Below are 20113 nucleotides of genomic sequence, written 5' to 3' on the forward strand. Positions count from 1 at the left end.
AAGTAATTTATTTTTACAGTCTTAAACTTTGATAATGAGCAAACGCGATTTAAAAAAATATTTAGCCGAATTAAACAAAGAACAACTCGAAGAACAATTGATCGAGTTGTACGAAAAATTCAGTCCGGTAAAAGTCTATTATGACTTTGTTTTTAATCCGAAAGAAGACAAGCTTTTGCAGGAATCGAAAGTTAAAATCTCTCATGAATATTTTCCAATAAAAAAACCGGGAGCGAAATGGCGCCCCAAAGCAAAAATGCGTCGTTCCGTAGCTCAAAAAATCATCAAACATTTTATTTCTCTTGGCGTTGATTCATTTATTATTGCCGATTTGATGTTGTACAATATTGAAATTGCACAAACGTATTCTTCTCAAAATCTCATCAAGCAAGAATTGTTTTACAAAAGCATGTTTAATTCATTTGAACAAGCAATCAATTTTTTGATTTCAAACAGTATTTTGTTTGACTATAAAGCACGAATTATTGCAATTTATGATGAAACTGTTCAACAAAAATGGAAAAATAAGTACGATTTTGAAGCAATTTTGGACAAAATTGACCTTTAAATACGCTTCTCATAAAAAATCTTTATTTAAAAAAAACATTTATTTTAGGTTAAATAACGATGAATAACTGTTTTTTCGATGTATTTTTGCAAAAATCCAAAAATAAACAATGTCTCAAAACACTTTAGAAATAGAAAGAGAAGAGAAAAAAGAACTTTATGCGTACCAAAAAGGCGATATTGATGCCATTTTTGACCGTTTAGACAATGCTCCTCCAAAACACCATTTATTATATCAATTGCCTACTGGTGGGGGGAAAACAGTAATATTCTCAGAAATTGTACGTCGTTATTTATCTAATAATGACAAAAAAGTGGTTGTTTTAACACACCGTATCGAGCTTTGCAAACAAACGTCGAAAATGTTGAAAGGTTTTGGCGTAAGCAATAAAATAATCAACAGTAAAGTAAAAGAACTTCCTGACCAAAATGATTATTCTTGCTTTGTGGCAATGGTTGAAACTTTAAAAAACCGTATTAATGATGAAAAATTGCATCTGGACAATATTGGTTTAGTTATTATTGACGAGGCACATTACAATTCATTCAGAAAGTTATTAAACTCATTCAAAAATGCTTTTATTTTAGGAGTAACAGCAACACCTTTGAGTTCAAACATAAAATTGCCAATGCACCAGAGTTACGACGAACTTATCGTTGGAGATACAATTGGTTCATTGATCGACAAAGGATTTTTGGCAAGAGCAACAACTTATAGTTATGACGTTGGTCTGACTTCGTTGAAAGTGGGTATCAATGGTGATTATACTGTAAAATCTTCTGACGATTTGTATACTAATACAATGATGCAAGAAAAATTGCTTCACGCTTATACAGAACGTTCTTTGGGTAAAAAAACTTTGATTTTCAATAACGGTATCCACACATCATTATATGTTTATGATACCTTTAGAGAAGCAGGTTATGATATCAGACACCTTGACAACACAAGCAGCTCTGAAGAACGTAAGGATATTTTAGCATGGTTCAAGAAAACTCCTGATGCAATTTTGACTTCTGTTGGAATCTTGACAACTGGTTTTGACGAACCAACTGTTGAAACTATTATTTTGAACAGAGCAACAAAATCATTGACATTATATTTCCAGATGATTGGTCGTGGATCTCGTAAATTACCGGGAAAAGACGAATTTACAGTAATTGATTTAGGTAACAACGCAGCTCGTTTTGGATTATGGAGTGAGCCTGTAAACTGGCAACATATTTTCAAATCTCCGGAATTTTATCTTGAGAATCTTAGAGATGATACCGAAATTGAAATGTTTTTCAAATACAGCATGCCACCTGAATTAAGAGCAAAATTCAGTAAAACTGAAGATGTCACTTTTGATGTTGATGAAGAACATAAATTAGCGATCAAACAAAATTTACGTTCGAAAATTGTTTTAGACAAATCGTTAGAACAACATGCAGGAATGTGTGTCGATAATACTGAAACGCTGCAGGAAGCAAAATTATTAGCAAAAGAGCTGGACGACGATATTGAATGCCGTATTAAGCGTTATGCAAAATGTTTGAGCCAATGCAGTAAAAACTATCGCGAATGGCTGGTTGATGATTATAAGAAGAACATGACTTTGTTAATCGGTAAAAAATACCGTGAAAAAATCATGAACGAACCGGATTGATAAATTTTAGTCGGAAAGTCTAAAGTTTAAAAGTCATAAAGTCTCATTATAGAACTTAAATAAAATAAACCATTAAGATGTTTAGAAGCAAATCTAAATGTCTTAATGGTTCAATAGTTTTAAAGAAAAACAAAATCTTTAGCACGATTTGAGAGAATCTAAAATCTAAAGTCAAAAATCTAAAATAAAAAATCATGTCTAAACAATTCTCAGCATTAGGAATTTCAGCACCAATTTTAAAAGCTTTAAGCGAATTAAATATTGCTGAACCAACAGAAATTCAACAAAAAACAATTCCGTTGCTTTTATCTGAAAGTCATGATGTTGTAGGTTTGGCCAAAACTGGAACCGGAAAAACAGCTGCTTTTGGTTTGCCTCTATTACAATTAGTAAAAACGGATTTGCCCGTTGTTCAAGCTGTGATTTTGGTTCCGACAAGAGAACTTGGACATCAAATTTTTAGAAATTTAGAAGATTTTTCAAAACATATTCCGAATATCTCAATTGCAGCAACTTGTGGCGGAATCCCAATTAAACCGCAAATTGAACGTCTTACACAGCCGACACATATAATAGTAGCAACGCCAGGCCGTTTGATTGATTTGATTCAAAGAAAAGCCGTTGATTTAACTCAGACGCAATATTTGATTTTAGATGAAGCCGATGAAATGGTTTCTATTCTAAAAGAAAGCTTGGACGAAATTATAGCAGAACTTCCGAAAAAACACCGTACGCTTTTATTCTCGGCAACTTTGCCAGGAACAATCAAACAACTGATTCAGAATTATTTAAACAAAAATGTCGTGCAGATTAGCGCGAGCATGGAAACAACAGGAAATCAAGGGATTGATCATCAATATATTGTAGTTGATCCAATTGAAAAACTGGATGTTTTAATGCATTTCTTAAATTCAAGAGAAGGCGAACGTGGCATCATTTTCTGCAAAACAAAAGCGGCAGTAAATAAACTAGCTAAAAATTTGGCAATAAATCGTTTTTCTTCGGGAGCACTTCATGGAAGCTTGACTCAAGGAATTCGTGACCGAATTATGGAGCAATTCCGTGAAGGACATATCAATATATTAGTTGCAACAGATTTAGCAGCGAGAGGAATTGACGTGAAAGAAATCGCTTATGTGGTAAATTATCATTTGCCAGATACTTACGAAAATTATGTTCACCGAAGCGGAAGAACCGCTAGAGCTGGGGCAAAAGGACTTTCATTAACAGTTTTGCAGGAAGAAGAAGTTGTTGAAATCCCCGAATTTGAAGAAGAATTAGGAATTAAATTTACCAAATTCGAAAAACCGTCTGCTTTAAGTTTAGAGGAAAACAATACACTTTTGTGGGCAAAACAAATCTTCAAAACAAAACCAAATCATGATATTTCTTCGGATTTAAAATCAAAAGTAAAAACCGTTTTTCACCATTTAACAAAAGACGAATTGATTGAAAAATTGCTAGCAAATTATGTCCTGCAAAACAAAATCGATGTAGTTGAAAAACCTGTTAAAAAATTCAAAAAGTAATAAATCTGAGGATTGTCGTTGCATATTAAAGTTGTATATTTATAAGGAATTATTCTATAATCCTAGTTAATAACAATATATATGAACATAGTCATAATAGGAGGAGGTTTTGCGGGAATTAATCTCGCAAAAGAACTTGTCAACCATCCTCAGATACAAGTAACTCTTGTAGACAAAAATAATTACAACTTTTTCCCACCATTAATATATCAAGTTGCAACGGCATTTTTAGAACCTTCGAGCATTAGTTATCCTTTCAGAAAATTTTTTGCAGGGAAAAAGAACTTGAACTTTCGTTTAGGCGAATTGATTTCTGTCGTTCCGGAAGAAAATAAAATAGTCCTTAATAATGGTGAATTGACATACGATTATCTTGTTTTTGCCACTGGCGCAGAAACAAGTTATTTTGGTATGGAAAACGTAATGAAAAACGCCATTCCGATGAAAACTTTAAATGACGCCATCGAAATGCGAAACACATTGCTTAAAAACCTTGAAAAAGCAGCTATTTGCAAAGAGATGCGCAAACGACGTAAATTATTGACGATTGTAGTAGCAGGAGGTGGGCCTACGGGAGTAGAAGTTTCTGGAATGTTTGCCGAAATGCGAAAGAGTATTCTTCTAAAAGAATATCCAGAATTGGATACATCTGCCAGCAATGTTTATTTAGTTGATGGAGGAGATGCATTGCTTTCACCGATGAGTGAAGCTTCACAAAAAGATACTTTGAAAGCATTGACAGATCTTGGGGTTGTTGTTAAATTAAACAGTCGCGTAACTGATTATGTCGACGATACAGTATTTTTTGAAAACGGAGAAACCATCAAGACCAAAAATTTAATTTGGGCAGCGGGAGTTTCTGCAAAACTTTTTGATGGAATTCCGAAAGAAAGTTATGGCCGTGGCAGACGCATGGCAACTGACCAATACAATAAAGTCAACGGTCTGGAAAACATCTATGCCATTGGAGATACGGCGATTTTAGCAGGAGATAAAAATTTCCCAGACGGACATCCACAAGTGGCGCAAGTGGCAATTCAACAAGGAATAAATTTAGCTAAAAACTTCATGAATATGGTTGCCGGGAAACCGCTGAAACCTTTTGCTTACCATGACAAAGGATCGATGGCCATTATAGGAAGAGCAAAAGCCGTTGTAGATTTGCCGAGCCCAAAATGGCATTTTAATGGATTTTTTGCTTGGGTCATTTGGTTATTCATTCACTTGATTTCTTTGATAACCTACAGAAACAGATTAAATACGTTCTGGAATTGGATGGTTGCTTATTTCGCAAGAGATCAATCACTTAGAATGATCATCAGACCTGATAAAAGACAATCAGCAGAATAAAAGGAATAAATTCCAATTTATTAAGAATAAAAAAGCCAAAATCTTTTGATTTTGGCTTTCGTTGTTTTATAATTCTTTGGAATTTAAAAATGGAAATTTAAGTCTTACTCCGCTGTAGTCGGGTCAATGATTCCTATAACTTCATTTACTGAATTAGCTGGAAATCCGCCCAATTTAGCATGTTCATAAACCATTTCCTTATTTGGCGCTATATATACACAATAAAGCTTGTCGTTTGTAATATAGCTGTGTTGCCATTGAATTTGCGTTCCTAATTGATTAAGTACACCACAAGAAGCCTGCGAAATACTTTTTAGTTGATCAGATGTAAGTTTACCAGCATTTGGGATTTCCCTTTCTATGACATATTTCGGCATAATTATTCGAAATTTAACCCTACTCATGTGGCTTTTCGGTTTCGCCCCGTTTTTCAAAATGGTCTCTGGATTCCATTAAATTTTTAAGTACTATAAAATTAATGAATTAAAAGAAAATAAATTGCTAATTATTGATTTTTAAATAAATAGAATTCCTAAGTTAATGAACAACTGCAACATCATCGTCAACAGAAATCTCAACTTTATTTTTTATAAATCTCTTTCCGATATTTAAAACTATGAAAGCAATTATAGTAGTACATGTCATTATAAGTACCATAGGCGCTACAGAATCTTTAACAAAGATTCCAACGGCAAACGACGCGATAGATCCTAAACCCAATTGAATTGCGCCCATTAAAGCTGAAGCACTACCGGCATTTTTAGCAAATGGAGCCATCGTTAACCCCGCAGTATTTGGATTTGAAATTCCCAAACAGCCTAAAAACAGGAACAACATTGCAATAGTTTCATATAATCCTAATAGATTATTCAAAGAAAGTACGAGAAAAACAACACTAACAACAGATTGCAAAATTAATGCTCTAAAAATTATTTGTTCGCTCGAAAATCGTCTTAACAAAAGCGAATTCAGTTGACTAGAACCTATAAAACTAACCGACATAAAAGCAAAAATCCATCCGTAAGTTTTAGCATCAACATGATAAATATTCATAAAAATGATAGGTGAGGCCGCCACATATGTAAATAATCCAGAAAAAGCAATTGCTCCTGTAAATGCATAAGTAAAAAATTGAGGTTCCTTGAGTACTTTTAGAAAGTTTGAAATAATAGGTTTTGGCTTCAATGATATAGATACATCTGGTTTGTAACTATTTGGCAAACCAATTTGAGCGGCAAGCAGAATCGAAATCCCCATAAACATTAAGATAATGAAAACCGTATGCCAGCCATAATCTTCAGTCACATAACCACCAATCGTTGGCGCCAGCATTGGCGAAAGCCCAAGAACAAGCATCAAAAGCGAAAATACTTTAGGAATGTCTTTTACAGGAAATAAATCACGAACCATAGCCACAGAAGCAACTGTTGCGGCGCAACTTCCAACTGCCTGAATAAATCGTAAGAGAATAAACGTATCAACATCAGTCACATAGGCGCAACCTAATGCTGCTAATATATAAACCATCAAACCCACAAATAAAGGCTTCTTTCGTCCAAAACGATCCAATAAAGGCCCATAAAGCAATTGTCCGGCAGAAATTCCGATAAAATAGCTGGACAAACTCATTGAAACTTTTGCAACAGATGTATTTAAATCCTTTGCAATATCAGCAAAACCAGGCAAATACATGTCAATTGAAAAAGGACCAAGTGCAGTTAAAGAACCTAAAATCAGGATAAGTTTGATGTATTTTTTTGTTGTCATTATTCTTAAAAAAATCTAATAAATTTCCTGCAAAGGTATAGTTTTCATAACTTGTAGTGATATTAAAGAAAATTTATGGCAAATTTTAATATTTAATGCCTATAAAATTTGTATTCCCGATTTATTAATCAAAAAATTTAAAAAATTATGAAAAAGTACATCTTATTAGTAGCGATTCTATTTTCATCCGTTTCATTTGCTCAATCTATTACGTCAAAAATTGAAGATGCAAATGCTGCACAATACGAACTTCTTAAAAAAGTAAATGAATATTATCCGGATATTACATTAAGCAAAACCGTTACTAATTTTTATGCTGACGGAAACATCATAGACACACAACAGCAATTTGACTTAAAAGGAACAAAATTTTCGAGCTATAAATTAGGAATTGATCCAGGAAACAAAAAATTATTATTTGAATACGTTTCTGATGAAACTGGAAAAGTCTTTGGTGATGTACAACTTTTTAAAGGAAATGTTTTACGAACAACATTTTCAGACAAAACAAATCAGATCGAAATTTCATTGAACGGAAAATCTGTTTATTTGAAAAAATTATAAAAAATTTTCAAATACAAGAAATTTGAAGCATCACATAATACGTGATGTTTTTTTTATATTTAAAATGAAATTGCCGAGAATCTGATATTTGAGAAAAAATATATTTAATTTTCAAATATGGGAAATTTGAACTTCAGCCAGAATCTAATATTCGATAAGAATTAATTTATTTTTTCAAATATGAAAATTTCAGCTTTAAATTGAATCTTGAATTTGCATATTTAAAAGTGAATGAAAATTGGATAATTTGGAAAAAAGTAAAATAGTTTTCAAATAAGAGATAAATGAAGCATATATTATGAAAGAAGAATCCATTTGTAGCAATTAAGTTATATTAAAGATAACACTATTTTGACCTATAATTTATATTATGTAAAATAGAATATTTCAAAACTAGTACCACTCAGTATTTTTCATTATGTCATACTTTCTTCTAAAAATGATTATAAAACAGCTAGCCTTCTCTCAGAAACAATTGTAAATGAGAATTTTACTAAAAATTCAAAAAAAATGAGGTTTGCACAAAATACACTTTACAGTGATAATTTAAAATTTAAACGTAAAAAAAACATTTTAAAGCCTTGAAATCACTTATTCTTAACATTTCTTTAAAATAATCAGTTTCTGCTAAAGATGCTGTCATTGTAAGACTTTATTTTCTTATTTTTACATTCGATACTTTAAAAAATTTATCAAACGTATGAATACTATTGCTGAGCATATTGCAGATTTTTTAAAAGAATACCCGCCGTTTAACAATTTGACTTTTCAGGAATTATCTGATATTGCAACAAATATTCGTGTATTAAATTTAGAAAAACACACTGTATTATTTCAAAACAATGATACACTGCACGATAGCTTTTATGTTGTAGCTTCAGGAGTCATTAATTTGACTACAATTGCTGATGCCGAAGAAACTATTATCAACAAATGTCATGAAGGCGATATTTTTGGCTTAAGACCTTTTTTTGCCAAAAACAACTATATGATGACAGCAAAAGCGCGCGAAGAAAGTATCATATATGCTATTCCGATTGCGGTTTTCAGGCCTTTCGTTGCTAATAATTCTGATGTTTTGAACTTCTTATTAGAGAGTTTTGCAACAAATTCAAGACATACAAAAGACAGCGTCAATTCTAACGGAAAAATGATTTCTGACACTTCTTTTTATGTAGATCAACAGTCTGAAATGCAATACATTCAGTCACTTAACTACAACAATTCCCCTTTAACGACAGAAGCTACTCATGTTGTTAAAGATGTTGCTATTTTAATAACTGAGGCAATGGTTGACAATATTATAGTTTGTGGAGAAAAAAACAGACCAATAGGTATTGTAACTGCTACTGATCTAGCTTCTAAAATTGCTACCGGACGCTATCCTATCACTGAAACTATTGATAAAATCATGTCGTCTCCAGTGGTAACTGTGATTGAGAATGTTTCGCTTGCCGAAGCGCAATTACTTATGCTAAAACATAATGTAACGCATTTGTGTGTGACAAAAGACGGTACGAGCAAATCTGCAGTAAAAGGAATTATTTCTGAACATGATTTAATTGTTGCTCAAGCCAGTAACCCTGGTGTCTTAATTAAAGAGATTAAGCGTTCGCAGTTGCCGAAAGACTTAAAACAAATTCGTGATCGACTTTCTGATTTGATCCAGAATTCGATTCAAAAAAACATTCCAATTTCGCATGTGAGTAATATTGCAAGCGAAATCAATCTAGCAATCATCAAGCGTTCTGTTGAGTTATCTATTTTAGATTTAGGCTCACCTCCTGCTCGTTTTGCCTGGTTAAGCATTGGAAGTCAAGGGCGTAAAGAACAATTATTGCTTACAGATCAAGATAGTATTTTAATTTTTGAAGATGTTGCTCCTGAAAAATACAGAGAAGTAAAAGATTATTTCTTGAGATTAGCAAAGAGAGCGACTTCTATACTAGAAAAAGTAGGTTATGAGTTTTGTCCAAACGGTCATATGGGAAGCAATATGTTGTGGTGCAAATCATTGACAGACTGGACAAAACAGTACAACAGCTGGATGAATACTCCAGGTGAAAACAGCAATGATTTGAGCAGTATTTTCTTTGATTATGAAATTGTTTTTGGAGAACCAAAAATTGAAGAAGTAATCGAAAACGTAATTTTCAAAAATGCCGTAAACAACACCTTATTCTTTGACTTTTTAGGAAATGATGCTTTGAAAAAGAATTCCCCTTTGAGTTTCTTCAAAAAATTCATTATTGAAGAAGAAGGTCCAAACAAAGGAAAATTTGACATAAAAAACCGCGCTTTGATGCCATTGATTGATGCGGCACGTTTACTAATTTTAAATGCAAACATTAAAGGAATCAAAAATACTTATTTGAGATTCAAACAATTGGCAATAACAGATTCTAAAAATGCTGAAATATATTTGAGCTGTGCCGAAGCATTTTTGACACTTTCAAAATTTAGAACTGTTGAAGGATTAAAAAATGATGATTCTGGACAATATATTAATGTAAGAGATATGTCTAAAACAGACAAAGAGAAGTTAAAAAATGCCTTGACCCCAATGAAAGATCTTGAGGAACTAATTAAGAGTAAATTTCAACTTACACAATTCTCGTAAAATATGCTAGACTGGCTTAAAAATATTAATAAAGAATATCCAGATTTTTGGAAAGATTACCTAAATAAATTCGAAACAAAACCTAACAGATTCGTTGTTTTATCGACAGAAACTTCTGGTTTAAATCCGAATAAGGATGTTATTCTTTCTTTAGGAGCTTTTTCTGTAATTGATGACGGAATTGTAATTAAAGATAATTTTGAATGCGTTTTGCTTCAATACAAATTTTTGCACGATAACGGACTTTCAAACGAGTTTATCATTGAAAGCAAAATGAGCAAAATGCAGGAACCAGAAGCACTTGAAGCATTTGTGAATTTTCTTGGAAATGCAGTTCTGATAGGACATCACATAAATTTTGACATTGAAATGCTCAACTCCTCTTTAGAACGCCTCGACTGTGGCCGATTAAAAAATGAAGCTCTCGATGTCGATGTCATGTACAGAAAATTAATGGACATCAATGACAAACAATTTTCCCTTGATGATTTATGCGAAATTTATAAAATTCCAAAAAGCGACAGAAATTCTTCTGCTGAAGACGCATACAGAATTGCATTGTTGTTTTTGAAATTAAAATCTCGCCTTGGAATCAAATAAAAAATTAAATACCAAATCCAATCATAATAAAAAAGCCTCTTAAAAATAAGAGGCTTTTCTATATAAATCTAAATTTTAGATCTTTCCTTTTGTAATTTCTTCTACAACTTCAGGATTTAATAACGTCGAAGTATCTCCAAAATTAGAGAAATCACCTTCAGCTATTTTACGCAATATTCTACGCATGATTTTTCCAGAACGTGTTTTTGGCAAACCAGATACAAACTGAATTTTATCTAATTTTGCAATTGGCCCAATATGATCGGCAATATATTGATTGATCTCTTTTGTCAAATTTTCTTTATTTCTCACCTCTCCAGTTTCCTTCAAGATTACATAACCATACAATGCATTCCCTTTAATGTCATGTGGGAATCCAACAATTGCAGATTCAGCAACTGCAGGGTGTTCGTTGATTGCATCTTCAATTGGAGCAGTTCCTAAATTGTGACCAGAAACAATCACAACATCATCTACTCGACCTGTAATCCTGTAGTATCCAACTTCATCTCTTAATGCACCGTCACCTGTAAAGTATTTTCCTGGGAAAGCAGAGAAATACGTTTCTTTATAGCGATCGTGATTACCCCAAATTGTTCTCGCAATTCCAGGCCAAGGGAATTTAATGCACAAACTTCCAACCACTTGATTTCCTTCAATTTCATTACGTTTTTCATCCATTAAAACTGGCTGAATTCCTGGCAATGGCAAAGTAGCATAAGTTGGTTTTGTTGGTGTCACAAAAGCAATCGGCGAAATCATAATTCCTCCAGTTTCTGTTTGCCACCAAGTATCTACAACCGGACATCTCTTGTCCCCTACGTGGTCATTAAACCAGTGCCACGCTTCTTCGTTAATTGGCTCTCCAACAGACCCAATTACTTTTAGAGATTTTAGAGGATATTTTTGAATATAATCTAAGCTTTCTTTTGCTAATGAACGGATTGCCGTTGGCGCAGTATAAAATTGAGTGATTTTATGTTTTTCAATAATATCCCAAAAACGGCTAAAATCCGGATAAGATGGAACTCCTTCAAAAATTACTGTTGTAGCTCCATTCAATAATGGTCCGTATAATATATAAGAGTGACCTGTGATCCATCCGATATCTGCAGTACACCAGAAGATATCATTTTCTTCATAACTGAAAACATTTTTGAATGTATATGCCGTATATACCATGTATCCAGCTGTGGTATGAACCATACCTTTTGGTTTTCCTGTAGATCCTGAAGTATATAAAATAAACAACGGATCTTCGGCATCCATAATTTCAGCAACACTGTTATCCAAGGCTGCATCTAATAATGGTTGCAACCAAATATCACGGCCATCTTTCATTTTTACATCAGTATTAGTTCTTTTAGCCACTAACACTTTTTCTACTGAAGGACAAGTTTCAAGAGCCTCGTCAACAATTCCTTTCAAATCAATTGTTTTGTTTCCTCTATATCCTCCATCAGAAGTAATTACCATTTTACATTCACAGTCATTGATTCTTGCAGAAACAGCTGAAGCAGAGAATCCAGCAAAAACAACAGAGTGGATTGCTCCAATTCTAGCGCAAGCTAAAACCGAAACAGCCAATTCTGGAATCATCGGCAAATAAATACAAACTCGGTCTCCTTTACGTACGCCTTGCTCTCGCAAAACATTCGCCATTTTTGAAACTCTTTCGTATAATTCATTGTATGTTATATGTAAAGCTTCCTCAGACGGATTATTTGGTTCAAAAATAATTGCCGTTTTTTCGCCTCTTTTGCTTAAATGTCTATCGATACAATTTTTTGTAATATTAACTTTGGCGTCAGTAAACCATTTTACCTCGGCATCAGCCATATTAAAATCAACTACTTTTTCCCATTGTTGGTACCAAGTAAAATTTTCTTCAGCAATTTTGCCCCAAAATTTTCTAGGTTCCCTTATTGACTTATTGTAATGCTTAAAATATTGTTCTAAATTTTCAATTTTATAATAACTCATATGTTTCTTGGAATTTTTTTTTATAAATGTATTAAATCTCTGTGTATTCTTAAAATTATTTAATTCATAAATTTTGACAAATAAAAACACATATTAAAAAAAATATCTCTTTTTATTGTGTTTAATTCAAAAATATACTTTTTTACATCAAAAAGCATATTGCAAAAAAGGCGCAGTAAATAAATACTGCACCTTTTTATTTTAACAATTTCAATAACAATTAATTTCGTAATTATAGAATTACAATACTTTTCTCCATTTTGAAAATAGTAGCATCTTTATTAACTAAAATAGAAATTTCAACAAGTATATTTCTACCAAAAATATACCCCATTATATAAGGGATTAGCTTCACTTAACTTACTCTCACCGAAGTTAAGTGAATGCAACATGCATCTATATCTAGTTTCTTAATAAGTGCTTACTAATTCAAAATATTACAAATCATGATACAGTGCAAATCTCACAAAATCGAATTTCGCTAGATTTCCCCCAACTTTTTTAATTATCCAATTTTTTTCATTGCTGTCATAGACTCTCTCAACCATGCTCCTACTTCTTCGATAGGATGTTGACGAATTTCTCTGTTTACAGCAATTAATACAGCATTATCTACTCCGTTTGAAGTTGAAAATGGTTTTCCGATAATGTTAGTTTCTACTTTTTTCATGAATTCAGTCAATAATGGCTTACATGCATGATCAAATAAATAACATCCGTACTCAGCAGTATCAGAAATTACACGGTTCATTTCGAATAATTTCTTTCTTGCAATTGTGTTAGCAATTAATGGTAATTCGTGTAATGACTCATAATAAGCAGATTCTTCAATGATTCCAGCTTCTGTCATTGTTTCGAAAGCTAATTCAACACCAGCTTTTACCATTGCAATCATCAATACTCCATTGTCAAAATATTCTTGCTCAGAAATTGGAGCTTCTTGTGGCGCTGTTTTTTCGAAGTTAGTTTCTCCTGTTGCAGCTCTCCACTTCAACAAGTTAACATCATCATTAGCCCAGTCAATCATCATAGTTCTTGAGAATTCTCCAGAAATGATGTCATCTTGGTGTTTTTGGAATAATGGACGCATGATATCTTTTAATTCCTCAGCTAATTCGTAAGCTTCAATTTTTGAAGGATTGTCCAAACGATCCATCATATTTGTGATACCTCCGTGTTTTAAAGCCTCAGTGATAGTTTCCCATCCATATTGAATCAATTTTGAAGCATAAGCCGCATCGATTCCTTTTTCAACCATTTTATCGAAACATAAAATAGATCCTGTTTGTAATAATCCGCAAAGAATAGTTTGTTCACCCATTAAATCTGATTTTACTTCAGCTACGAATGATGATCTCAAAACTCCTGCTCTGTGACCTCCTGTTGCAACAGCGTAAGCTTTTGCTTGATCTAAACCAAATCCGTTTGGATCATTCTCTGGGTGAACTGCGATAAGAGTTGGAACTCCAAATCCTCTTTTGTATTCTTCACGAACCTCAGAACCAGGACATTTAGGAGCACACATAATTACTGTAATATCTTTACGAATCTGCATCCCTTCTTCAACAATGTTGAAACCGTGAGAATATGCTAAAGTCGATCCGTTTTTCATTAGTGGCATAATTGCAGTAACTACAGCAGTATGTTGTTTGTCTGGAGTTAAGTTGCAAACTAAATCAGCAGTTGGAATCAATTCTTCATAAGTTCCTACTTTAAAACCATTTTCAGTTGCATTTTTATATGAAGCTCTCTTTTCAGCAATTGCATCTGCACGCAATGCATAAGAAATATCTAAACCTGAATCTCTCATGTTTAAACCTTGATTCAAACCTTGTGCACCACAACCTACGATAACAACTTTTTTTCCTGCTAAAGCTGCGATTCCGTCTGCAAATTCTGATTGCTCCATAAATTCGCAAACTCCAAGTTGCTCTAATTGTAATCTAAGTGGTAATGTGTTGAAATAATTTGCCATTTTTTTTTATTTAATGAATGTGTAATTTAATAAGTAATTTATATTTAAGTATGAATGATATTATTTAAAAGTTTCTAATAATGTCGAAATCTCCATTTTTTCCTTAGAAACCGAAATTCTTCCCGAACGCACAAATTGCATGATTCCGTAAGGTTTGAATTTCGCGTACAATTCTTCAATTTCAGAACGTCTTCCCGATTTTGAAATCACGAAAAAATCGCGAGAAACTGTCACAATCGTTGACTGGCTTTCTTTGATTATATTCTGAATTTGTTTCTCATCAAACAACAAATTAGAAGCAATTTTGAACAATGCATTTTCAAGATAAATTGTTTCTTCATCTGTGTGATAAAATGCTTTTATTACTTCGATTTGTTTTTCAATCTGTCCAACAATATTCTGAACCCATTTTTCAGTAGTGTTTACTACAATGATAAATCTTGAAACATTTTCTATTTCTGATTCTGAAACATTTAGACTTAATATATTAATGTGACGCTTTAAGAATATTCCAGATATTCTATTCAACAAACCCACGTTATTTTCTGAGTATACCGATATGGTAAATGTTTTATCTTCCATTTGTTTTTTAGTTTTTTTTTGTTTCAAGTTTCAGGTTTCACGTTCTGCTGAGAACGTGAAACCTGAAACTTGAAACCTTTTTCTAGCTTAATCTAATTTCTGAAACACATGCTCCTGTTGGAATCATTGGGAAAACATTGTTTTCCTTTTCTACCATGACTTCTAAGAAGTAAGAATCTTTTGAAGCAAGCATTTCTGCTACAGCTTCATCTAAATCTTCGCGTTGTGTAACTTTTTTAGATTTAATATGGTAACCTTCAGCAATTGCAACAAAATTTGGATTAATCATTTTTGTCGATGCATATCGGTTGTCAAAGAACAATTCTTGCCATTGACGTACCATTCCTAAAAATTCATTATTTAAAATAACAATCTTAACAGGAACCTGAGTTTGGAAAATTGTTCCCAATTCCTGAATTGTCATTTGGAATCCACCATCACCAATAATCGCTACTACTTCACGTTCTGGTTTTCCCATTTTTGCCCCAATTGCTGCCGGCAAAGCAAAACCCATAGTACCTAAACCTCCTGAAGTAATATTACTTTTAGTTGAATTGAATTTCGCATAACGGCAAGCAAACATTTGGTGTTGACCAACATCTGAAACGATAATTGCATCGCCTTTTGAATGTTTGTTGATCATTTCAATGGTTTCTCCCATTGAAATTCCTTTACCGTTTGTCGGATTTAGTTCTTCTTTTATTACCGAATTAAATTCAACTTCTGCTAATGCTTTAAATTCATTATGCCATAAATCATGTGATTTTGCATCCAATAATGGTAATAAAGTGGCAAGAGACTCTTTTACATCACCTAAAACTGCTATTTCAGTTTTAACGTTTTTATCTATTTCTGCTGGATCAATTTCGAAATGAATCACTTTTGCTTGTTTTGCATAAGTACTTAATTTACCCGTAACACGGTCGTCGAAACGCATTCCGAAAGCAATTAAAACATCACATTCGTTTGTCAATAAATTCGGCGCATAGTTTCCGTGCATTCCAAGCATACCAACATTCAAAGGATGATCTGTTGGCAAAGCTGAAAGACCTAAAATTGTCCATGCTGCAGGAATTCCAGATTTTTCGATTACCGCTTTAAATTCTGCTTCTGCTTGACCAAGAATAATTCCTTGTCCAAAAACGATTAATGGTTTTTTGGCACTATTAATCAATGCAGCCGCTTCGGCAACTTTATCAAAATTCAATTTTGGAACAGGAATATAACTTCTGATTCCTGTACATTTTTCATAACTAAAATCAAACTCATCAAACTGAGCGTTTTTAGTAATATCAATCAAAACTGGCCCTGGGCGTCCAGAACGAGCAATGTAAAATGCTTTTGCAATAATTTCTGGAATTTGCGAAGCTTCAGTTACCTGAAAATTCCATTTTGTTACTGGAGTTGAAATTCCGATAATATCCGTTTCCTGAAATGCATCAGAACCCAATAAATGCCTTCCAACTTGTCCTGTAATACAAACCATTGGTGTCGAATCGATCTGGGCATCAGCAATTCCTGTAACCAAATTCGTTGCTCCCGGTCCAGAAGTAGCAATTGCCACTCCTACTTTTCCCGTAGCTCTTGCATAACCTTGAGCGGCATGCGTTGCACCTTGTTCGTGACGTACTAAAACGTGGTGCAGCTGATCTTGAAATTTATATAATTCGTCGTAAACCGGCATGATTGCTCCACCTGGATAACCATAAATCAAGTCTACACCTTCTGCTAACAAACATCTTATAACGGCTTCTGCCCCTGATATTCTCATAGTATATTTTTTTTATCAATTTCAATAACAGTTATTATTGACTTTGCCAATGAAATTGATTCTTATTTTTTTATTAATTATCGGTTACACATCCTGTTGATGCACTCGAAACCGATCTAGCGTATTTAAGTAAAACCCCTCTGTCAACTTTTAAGGCTGGCTGAACCCATGCCGCCTTTCTAGCTGCAAATTCTTCATCAGATATTTTCAGGTCAATTGTATTTTTCTTAGCGTCAATAGCGATAATATCTCCATCTTTTACTAGTGCAATACCACCACCGTCATATGCTTCTGGTGTAACGTGGCCTACCACGAATCCGTGTGAACCTCCGGAGAATCTACCATCTGTGATTAGTGCACAGGTGCTTCCTAATCCGGCTCCAATAATCGCAGATGTAGGCTTAAGCATTTCAGGCATTCCCGGACCACCTTTTGGTCCACAACCTCTAATGACGACTACATTTCCTGGTTTAATTTTTCCGGCTTGAAGACCTGGGATTACTTCAAATTCACCTTCAAAAACAACAGCTGGTCCTTCAAAATATTCACCTTCTTTACCGCTGATTTTTGCTACAGCACCTTCAGAAGCAAGGTTTCCGTATAAAACCTGAATATTTCCTGTTGGTTTTAATGCTTTTTGAATTTCATGAATTACTTCTTGCCCATCTTGTAAATCTGGAGTTGAAGCTAAGTTTTCAGCAACCGTTTTTCCTGTTACAGTCAAACAATCTCCATGAATAAGCCCAACTTTTAATAAATATTTCATTACTGACGGAATACCTCCAACTTCGTGAATATCTTCCATCATATATTTTCCACTTGGCTTCATGTCAGCAAGAACAGGAGTTCTGTCATTAATTGCCTGAAAATCATCCAAAGTGATTGTTATTCCAACAGAGTGCGCCATTGCGATTAAGTGCATAACTGCATTTGTAGAACCTCCTAAAACTGCTACAATTGTAATAGCGTTTTCGAAAGCCTTGCGAGTCATAATATCTCTTGGCTTAATATCTTTTTCTAATAAAATTTTAATAGCAGCACCTGCAGCAAGACATTCGTCTCTTTTTTCCTGACTTAAAGCAGGATTTGAAGAGCTGTATGGCAAGCTCATTCCCAAGGCCTCAATTGCAGAAGACATAGTGTTAGCAGTATACATACCACCACAAGCACCAGCACCTGGACAAGCATTTTGAATTACTCCTTTAAAATCTTCTGGAGTGATTTCTCCTTTTACTTTTTTTCCTAAAGCTTCAAAAGCTGAAACGATATTCAAAGATTCTCCTTTCCATTTTCCTGAATGGATTGATCCTCCATAAACCATCATTGACGGGCGGTTTAATCTTCCCATAGCAATAAGAGCTCCAGGCATATTTTTATCACAACCAGGAATTGCAATAATACTATCGTACCATTGTGCTCCTGCAACTGTTTCAATAGAATCTGCAATTACATCACGAGAAACTAACGAATAACGCATTCCTTCAGTTCCGTTTGAAATTCCGTCACTAACACCAATAGTATTAAAAATAAGTCCGACCAGATCAGCATCCCAAACACCTTTTTTAACATCTTTTGCTAGATCGTTCAAGTGCATGTTGCACGTGTTCCCATCGTAACCCATGCTCACAATACCTACTTGTGCTTTTTTCAAGTCTTCTTCAGTTAAACCAATCCCGTATAACATCGCTTGCGCTGCAGGCTGTGTCTGATCTTGAGTGATGGTCTTGCTGTACTTATTTAATTCCATTATGTATTATTTTATTTTAATTTTTATTCAAAAAAAAACCTTCCAGTATTTGGAAGGTTTATAATATAGTCTTTCAATTATATTTATAACATTCCTGGCGCAGATGTGCTAATCACATTGACAACAACGACAGAAGTAATAATAATAACTGAGATTTGCATCTTTTCTATTTTTTAGTGTCACAAAAGTAAACAAACTTTAAGAACTAAAAAAATAAAATCTCAACATTTTAAAGACTTCTTGTTATTTCCTCTACGTTTTAACAAAAAATATTAAACAATTGTCGATTGTCCAATACTTACATTGTCATTATTGAAATACAGCAAATCATCTTTGCTGAAAATAAAATTAGAAACGAACTCTCCAACCTCGTTTGTTCCAAATTTTGAATCCGGTTTCAAATCAACCGTAACCACCTTGTATTCAATTGCTTTTTCTATCGCTTTATAAATTACATTAGCTTCTTTAGTTAATCCAAAATGTTCTAACAAAAGTGCAGCCGCCAAAATCGATGCAATCGGATTAGCAATGTTTTTTCCTTTTGCCTGCGGATACGATCCGTGAATTGGTTCAAACAAAGCATTTTTTTCTCCTAAAGATATTGATGGCAATAAACCTATAGAACCTGTAATTACACTAGCTTCATCAGATAAAATATCTCCAAATAAATTTTCTGTCAAAATCACATCAAATTGTTTTGGATTCAAAATCAACTGCATTGCTGCATTATCCACAAATAAGAAATCTAGCTTAACATCTGAATAATCTTCACTTACTTTCTGAACAACTTTTCTCCATAATCTCGAAGTTTCCAAAACATTGGCTTTATCTACCATTGTTAACTTTTTACGACGTTTTTGTGCCGATTTAAAAGCTAGATGTGCAATTCTTGTAATTTCTTCTTCTGAATATTCACATAAATCCGAAGCATGTGTACCTTCTTCATTAAGTGTTTTTGTTCCAAAATAAGCTCCCCCTGTTAATTCTCTAAAAATGGTGAAATCAGCTCCTTCAATAATTTCTCTTTTTAAAGGAGAAGATTCAATCAAGGCTTTATAAGGTTTTATAGGACGAATATTAGCAAACAAACCAAGTTCTTTACGAAGTTTCAACAAACCTTGTTCTGGGCGAACTTTTGCATTTGGATTGTTATCATATTTTGGATCACCAATCGCACCAAGCAAAACTGCATCTGTATTCAAACACAGATTCAGAGTCTGCTCCGGCAAAGGATTTCCAGTTTTATCGATAGCAACCGCTCCCATCAGCGCTTCTTCAAAAACAAATTCATGATTATATACTTCGCCAATGGCATACAAAGCTTTCTTAGCTTGTAAAATTACTTCTGGCCCAATTCCATCTCCCGGTAAAACTGCAATTTTTAAATTCATAATCTCTCGCTCTTTATG

Annotated in this window: 15 protein-coding genes; 7 read left to right on the forward strand and 8 right to left on the reverse strand. The window is 33.6% G+C overall.

Features of this window, described 5'->3' with window-relative positions; genetic code table 11:
• The first annotated feature begins 34 nt into the window (after positions 1 to 34).
• From EYY60_RS19735 to EYY60_RS19750, 4 genes are all read left to right on the forward strand, one after another.
• The gene (locus tag EYY60_RS19735; protein ID WP_132991002.1) at positions 35 to 568 is read left to right on the forward strand and encodes a DUF6155 family protein; all 534 of its coding nucleotides are present in this window, start codon (positions 35 to 37) and stop codon (positions 566 to 568) included.
• Positions 569 to 677: 109 nt separating this feature from the next.
• A complete protein-coding gene (locus EYY60_RS19740; protein ID WP_132991003.1) occupies positions 678 to 2216 on the forward strand; it encodes a DEAD/DEAH box helicase in 1539 nt (512 codons plus the stop codon).
• A gap of 194 nt (positions 2217 to 2410) precedes the next feature.
• Positions 2411 to 3745: a DEAD/DEAH box helicase gene (locus EYY60_RS19745; protein ID WP_132991004.1), complete on the forward strand. Its 1335-nt coding sequence runs from the start codon at positions 2411 to 2413 to the stop codon at positions 3743 to 3745.
• A gap of 81 nt (positions 3746 to 3826) precedes the next feature.
• Positions 3827 to 5095, forward strand: a complete 1269-nt coding sequence (locus EYY60_RS19750; RefSeq protein ID WP_132991005.1) for an NAD(P)/FAD-dependent oxidoreductase — start codon at positions 3827 to 3829, stop codon at positions 5093 to 5095.
• Positions 5096 to 5199: 104 nt separating this feature from the next.
• On the opposite strand, the gene EYY60_RS19755 is transcribed toward EYY60_RS19750, so the two are convergent.
• On the reverse strand, positions 5200 to 5472 hold the full coding sequence (locus EYY60_RS19755) for a DUF4242 domain-containing protein (protein ID WP_132991006.1): 273 nt from the start codon (positions 5470 to 5472) through the stop codon (positions 5200 to 5202).
• A 160-nt stretch (positions 5473 to 5632) separates the two neighbouring features.
• Entirely contained in the window at positions 5633 to 6862 is a 1230-nt protein-coding gene (locus tag EYY60_RS19760; RefSeq protein WP_132991007.1) for a multidrug effflux MFS transporter, read from the reverse strand.
• Between the two features lie 147 nt (positions 6863 to 7009).
• On the opposite strand from EYY60_RS19760, the gene EYY60_RS19765 reads away from it, so the two are divergent.
• The 3 genes from EYY60_RS19765 (at position 7010) to EYY60_RS19775 (ending at position 10646) form a co-directional block, all read left to right on the forward strand.
• Positions 7010 to 7426: a hypothetical protein gene (locus EYY60_RS19765; protein WP_132991008.1), complete on the forward strand. Its 417-nt coding sequence runs from the start codon at positions 7010 to 7012 to the stop codon at positions 7424 to 7426.
• 700 nt (positions 7427 to 8126) lie between these two features.
• Entirely contained in the window at positions 8127 to 10046 is a 1920-nt protein-coding gene (locus EYY60_RS19770) for a DUF294 nucleotidyltransferase-like domain-containing protein (RefSeq protein ID WP_132991009.1), read from the forward strand.
• Positions 10047 to 10049: 3 nt separating this feature from the next.
• A complete protein-coding gene (locus tag EYY60_RS19775; protein ID WP_132991010.1) occupies positions 10050 to 10646 on the forward strand; it encodes a 3'-5' exonuclease in 597 nt (198 codons plus the stop codon).
• A 75-nt stretch (positions 10647 to 10721) separates the two neighbouring features.
• On the opposite strand, the gene acs is transcribed toward EYY60_RS19775, so the two are convergent.
• From acs to leuB, 6 genes are all read right to left on the reverse strand, one after another.
• Positions 10722 to 12629, reverse strand: coding sequence for an acetate--CoA ligase (gene acs / locus EYY60_RS19780; RefSeq protein WP_132991011.1), 1908 nt, complete (start codon positions 12627 to 12629; stop codon positions 10722 to 10724).
• Between the two features lie 505 nt (positions 12630 to 13134).
• A complete protein-coding gene (gene ilvC / locus EYY60_RS19785; protein WP_132991012.1) occupies positions 13135 to 14604 on the reverse strand; it encodes a ketol-acid reductoisomerase in 1470 nt (489 codons plus the stop codon).
• Positions 14605 to 14664: 60 nt separating this feature from the next.
• Entirely contained in the window at positions 14665 to 15186 is a 522-nt protein-coding gene (ilvN, locus tag EYY60_RS19790; protein ID WP_035643804.1) for an acetolactate synthase small subunit, read from the reverse strand.
• 82 nt (positions 15187 to 15268) lie between these two features.
• Positions 15269 to 16957 carry a biosynthetic-type acetolactate synthase large subunit gene (gene ilvB / locus EYY60_RS19795; RefSeq protein ID WP_132991013.1) on the reverse strand — a complete coding sequence of 563 codons (1689 nt, stop codon included), beginning with the start codon at positions 16955 to 16957 and terminating at the stop codon, positions 15269 to 15271.
• A 73-nt stretch (positions 16958 to 17030) separates the two neighbouring features.
• Positions 17031 to 18704 (reverse strand): dihydroxy-acid dehydratase, encoded by a 1674-nt coding sequence (ilvD, locus tag EYY60_RS19800; RefSeq protein ID WP_132991014.1) that lies wholly within the window; start codon positions 18702 to 18704, stop codon positions 17031 to 17033.
• Between the two features lie 272 nt (positions 18705 to 18976).
• Positions 18977 to 20095 (reverse strand): 3-isopropylmalate dehydrogenase, encoded by a 1119-nt coding sequence (gene leuB / locus EYY60_RS19805; protein ID WP_132991015.1) that lies wholly within the window; start codon positions 20093 to 20095, stop codon positions 18977 to 18979.
• Positions 20096 to 20113: the final 18 nt, after the last annotated feature.

The sequence above is a fragment of the Flavobacterium zhairuonense genome (assembly GCF_004352915.1).
Lineage (GTDB): Bacteria > Bacteroidota > Bacteroidia > Flavobacteriales > Flavobacteriaceae > Flavobacterium > Flavobacterium zhairuonense.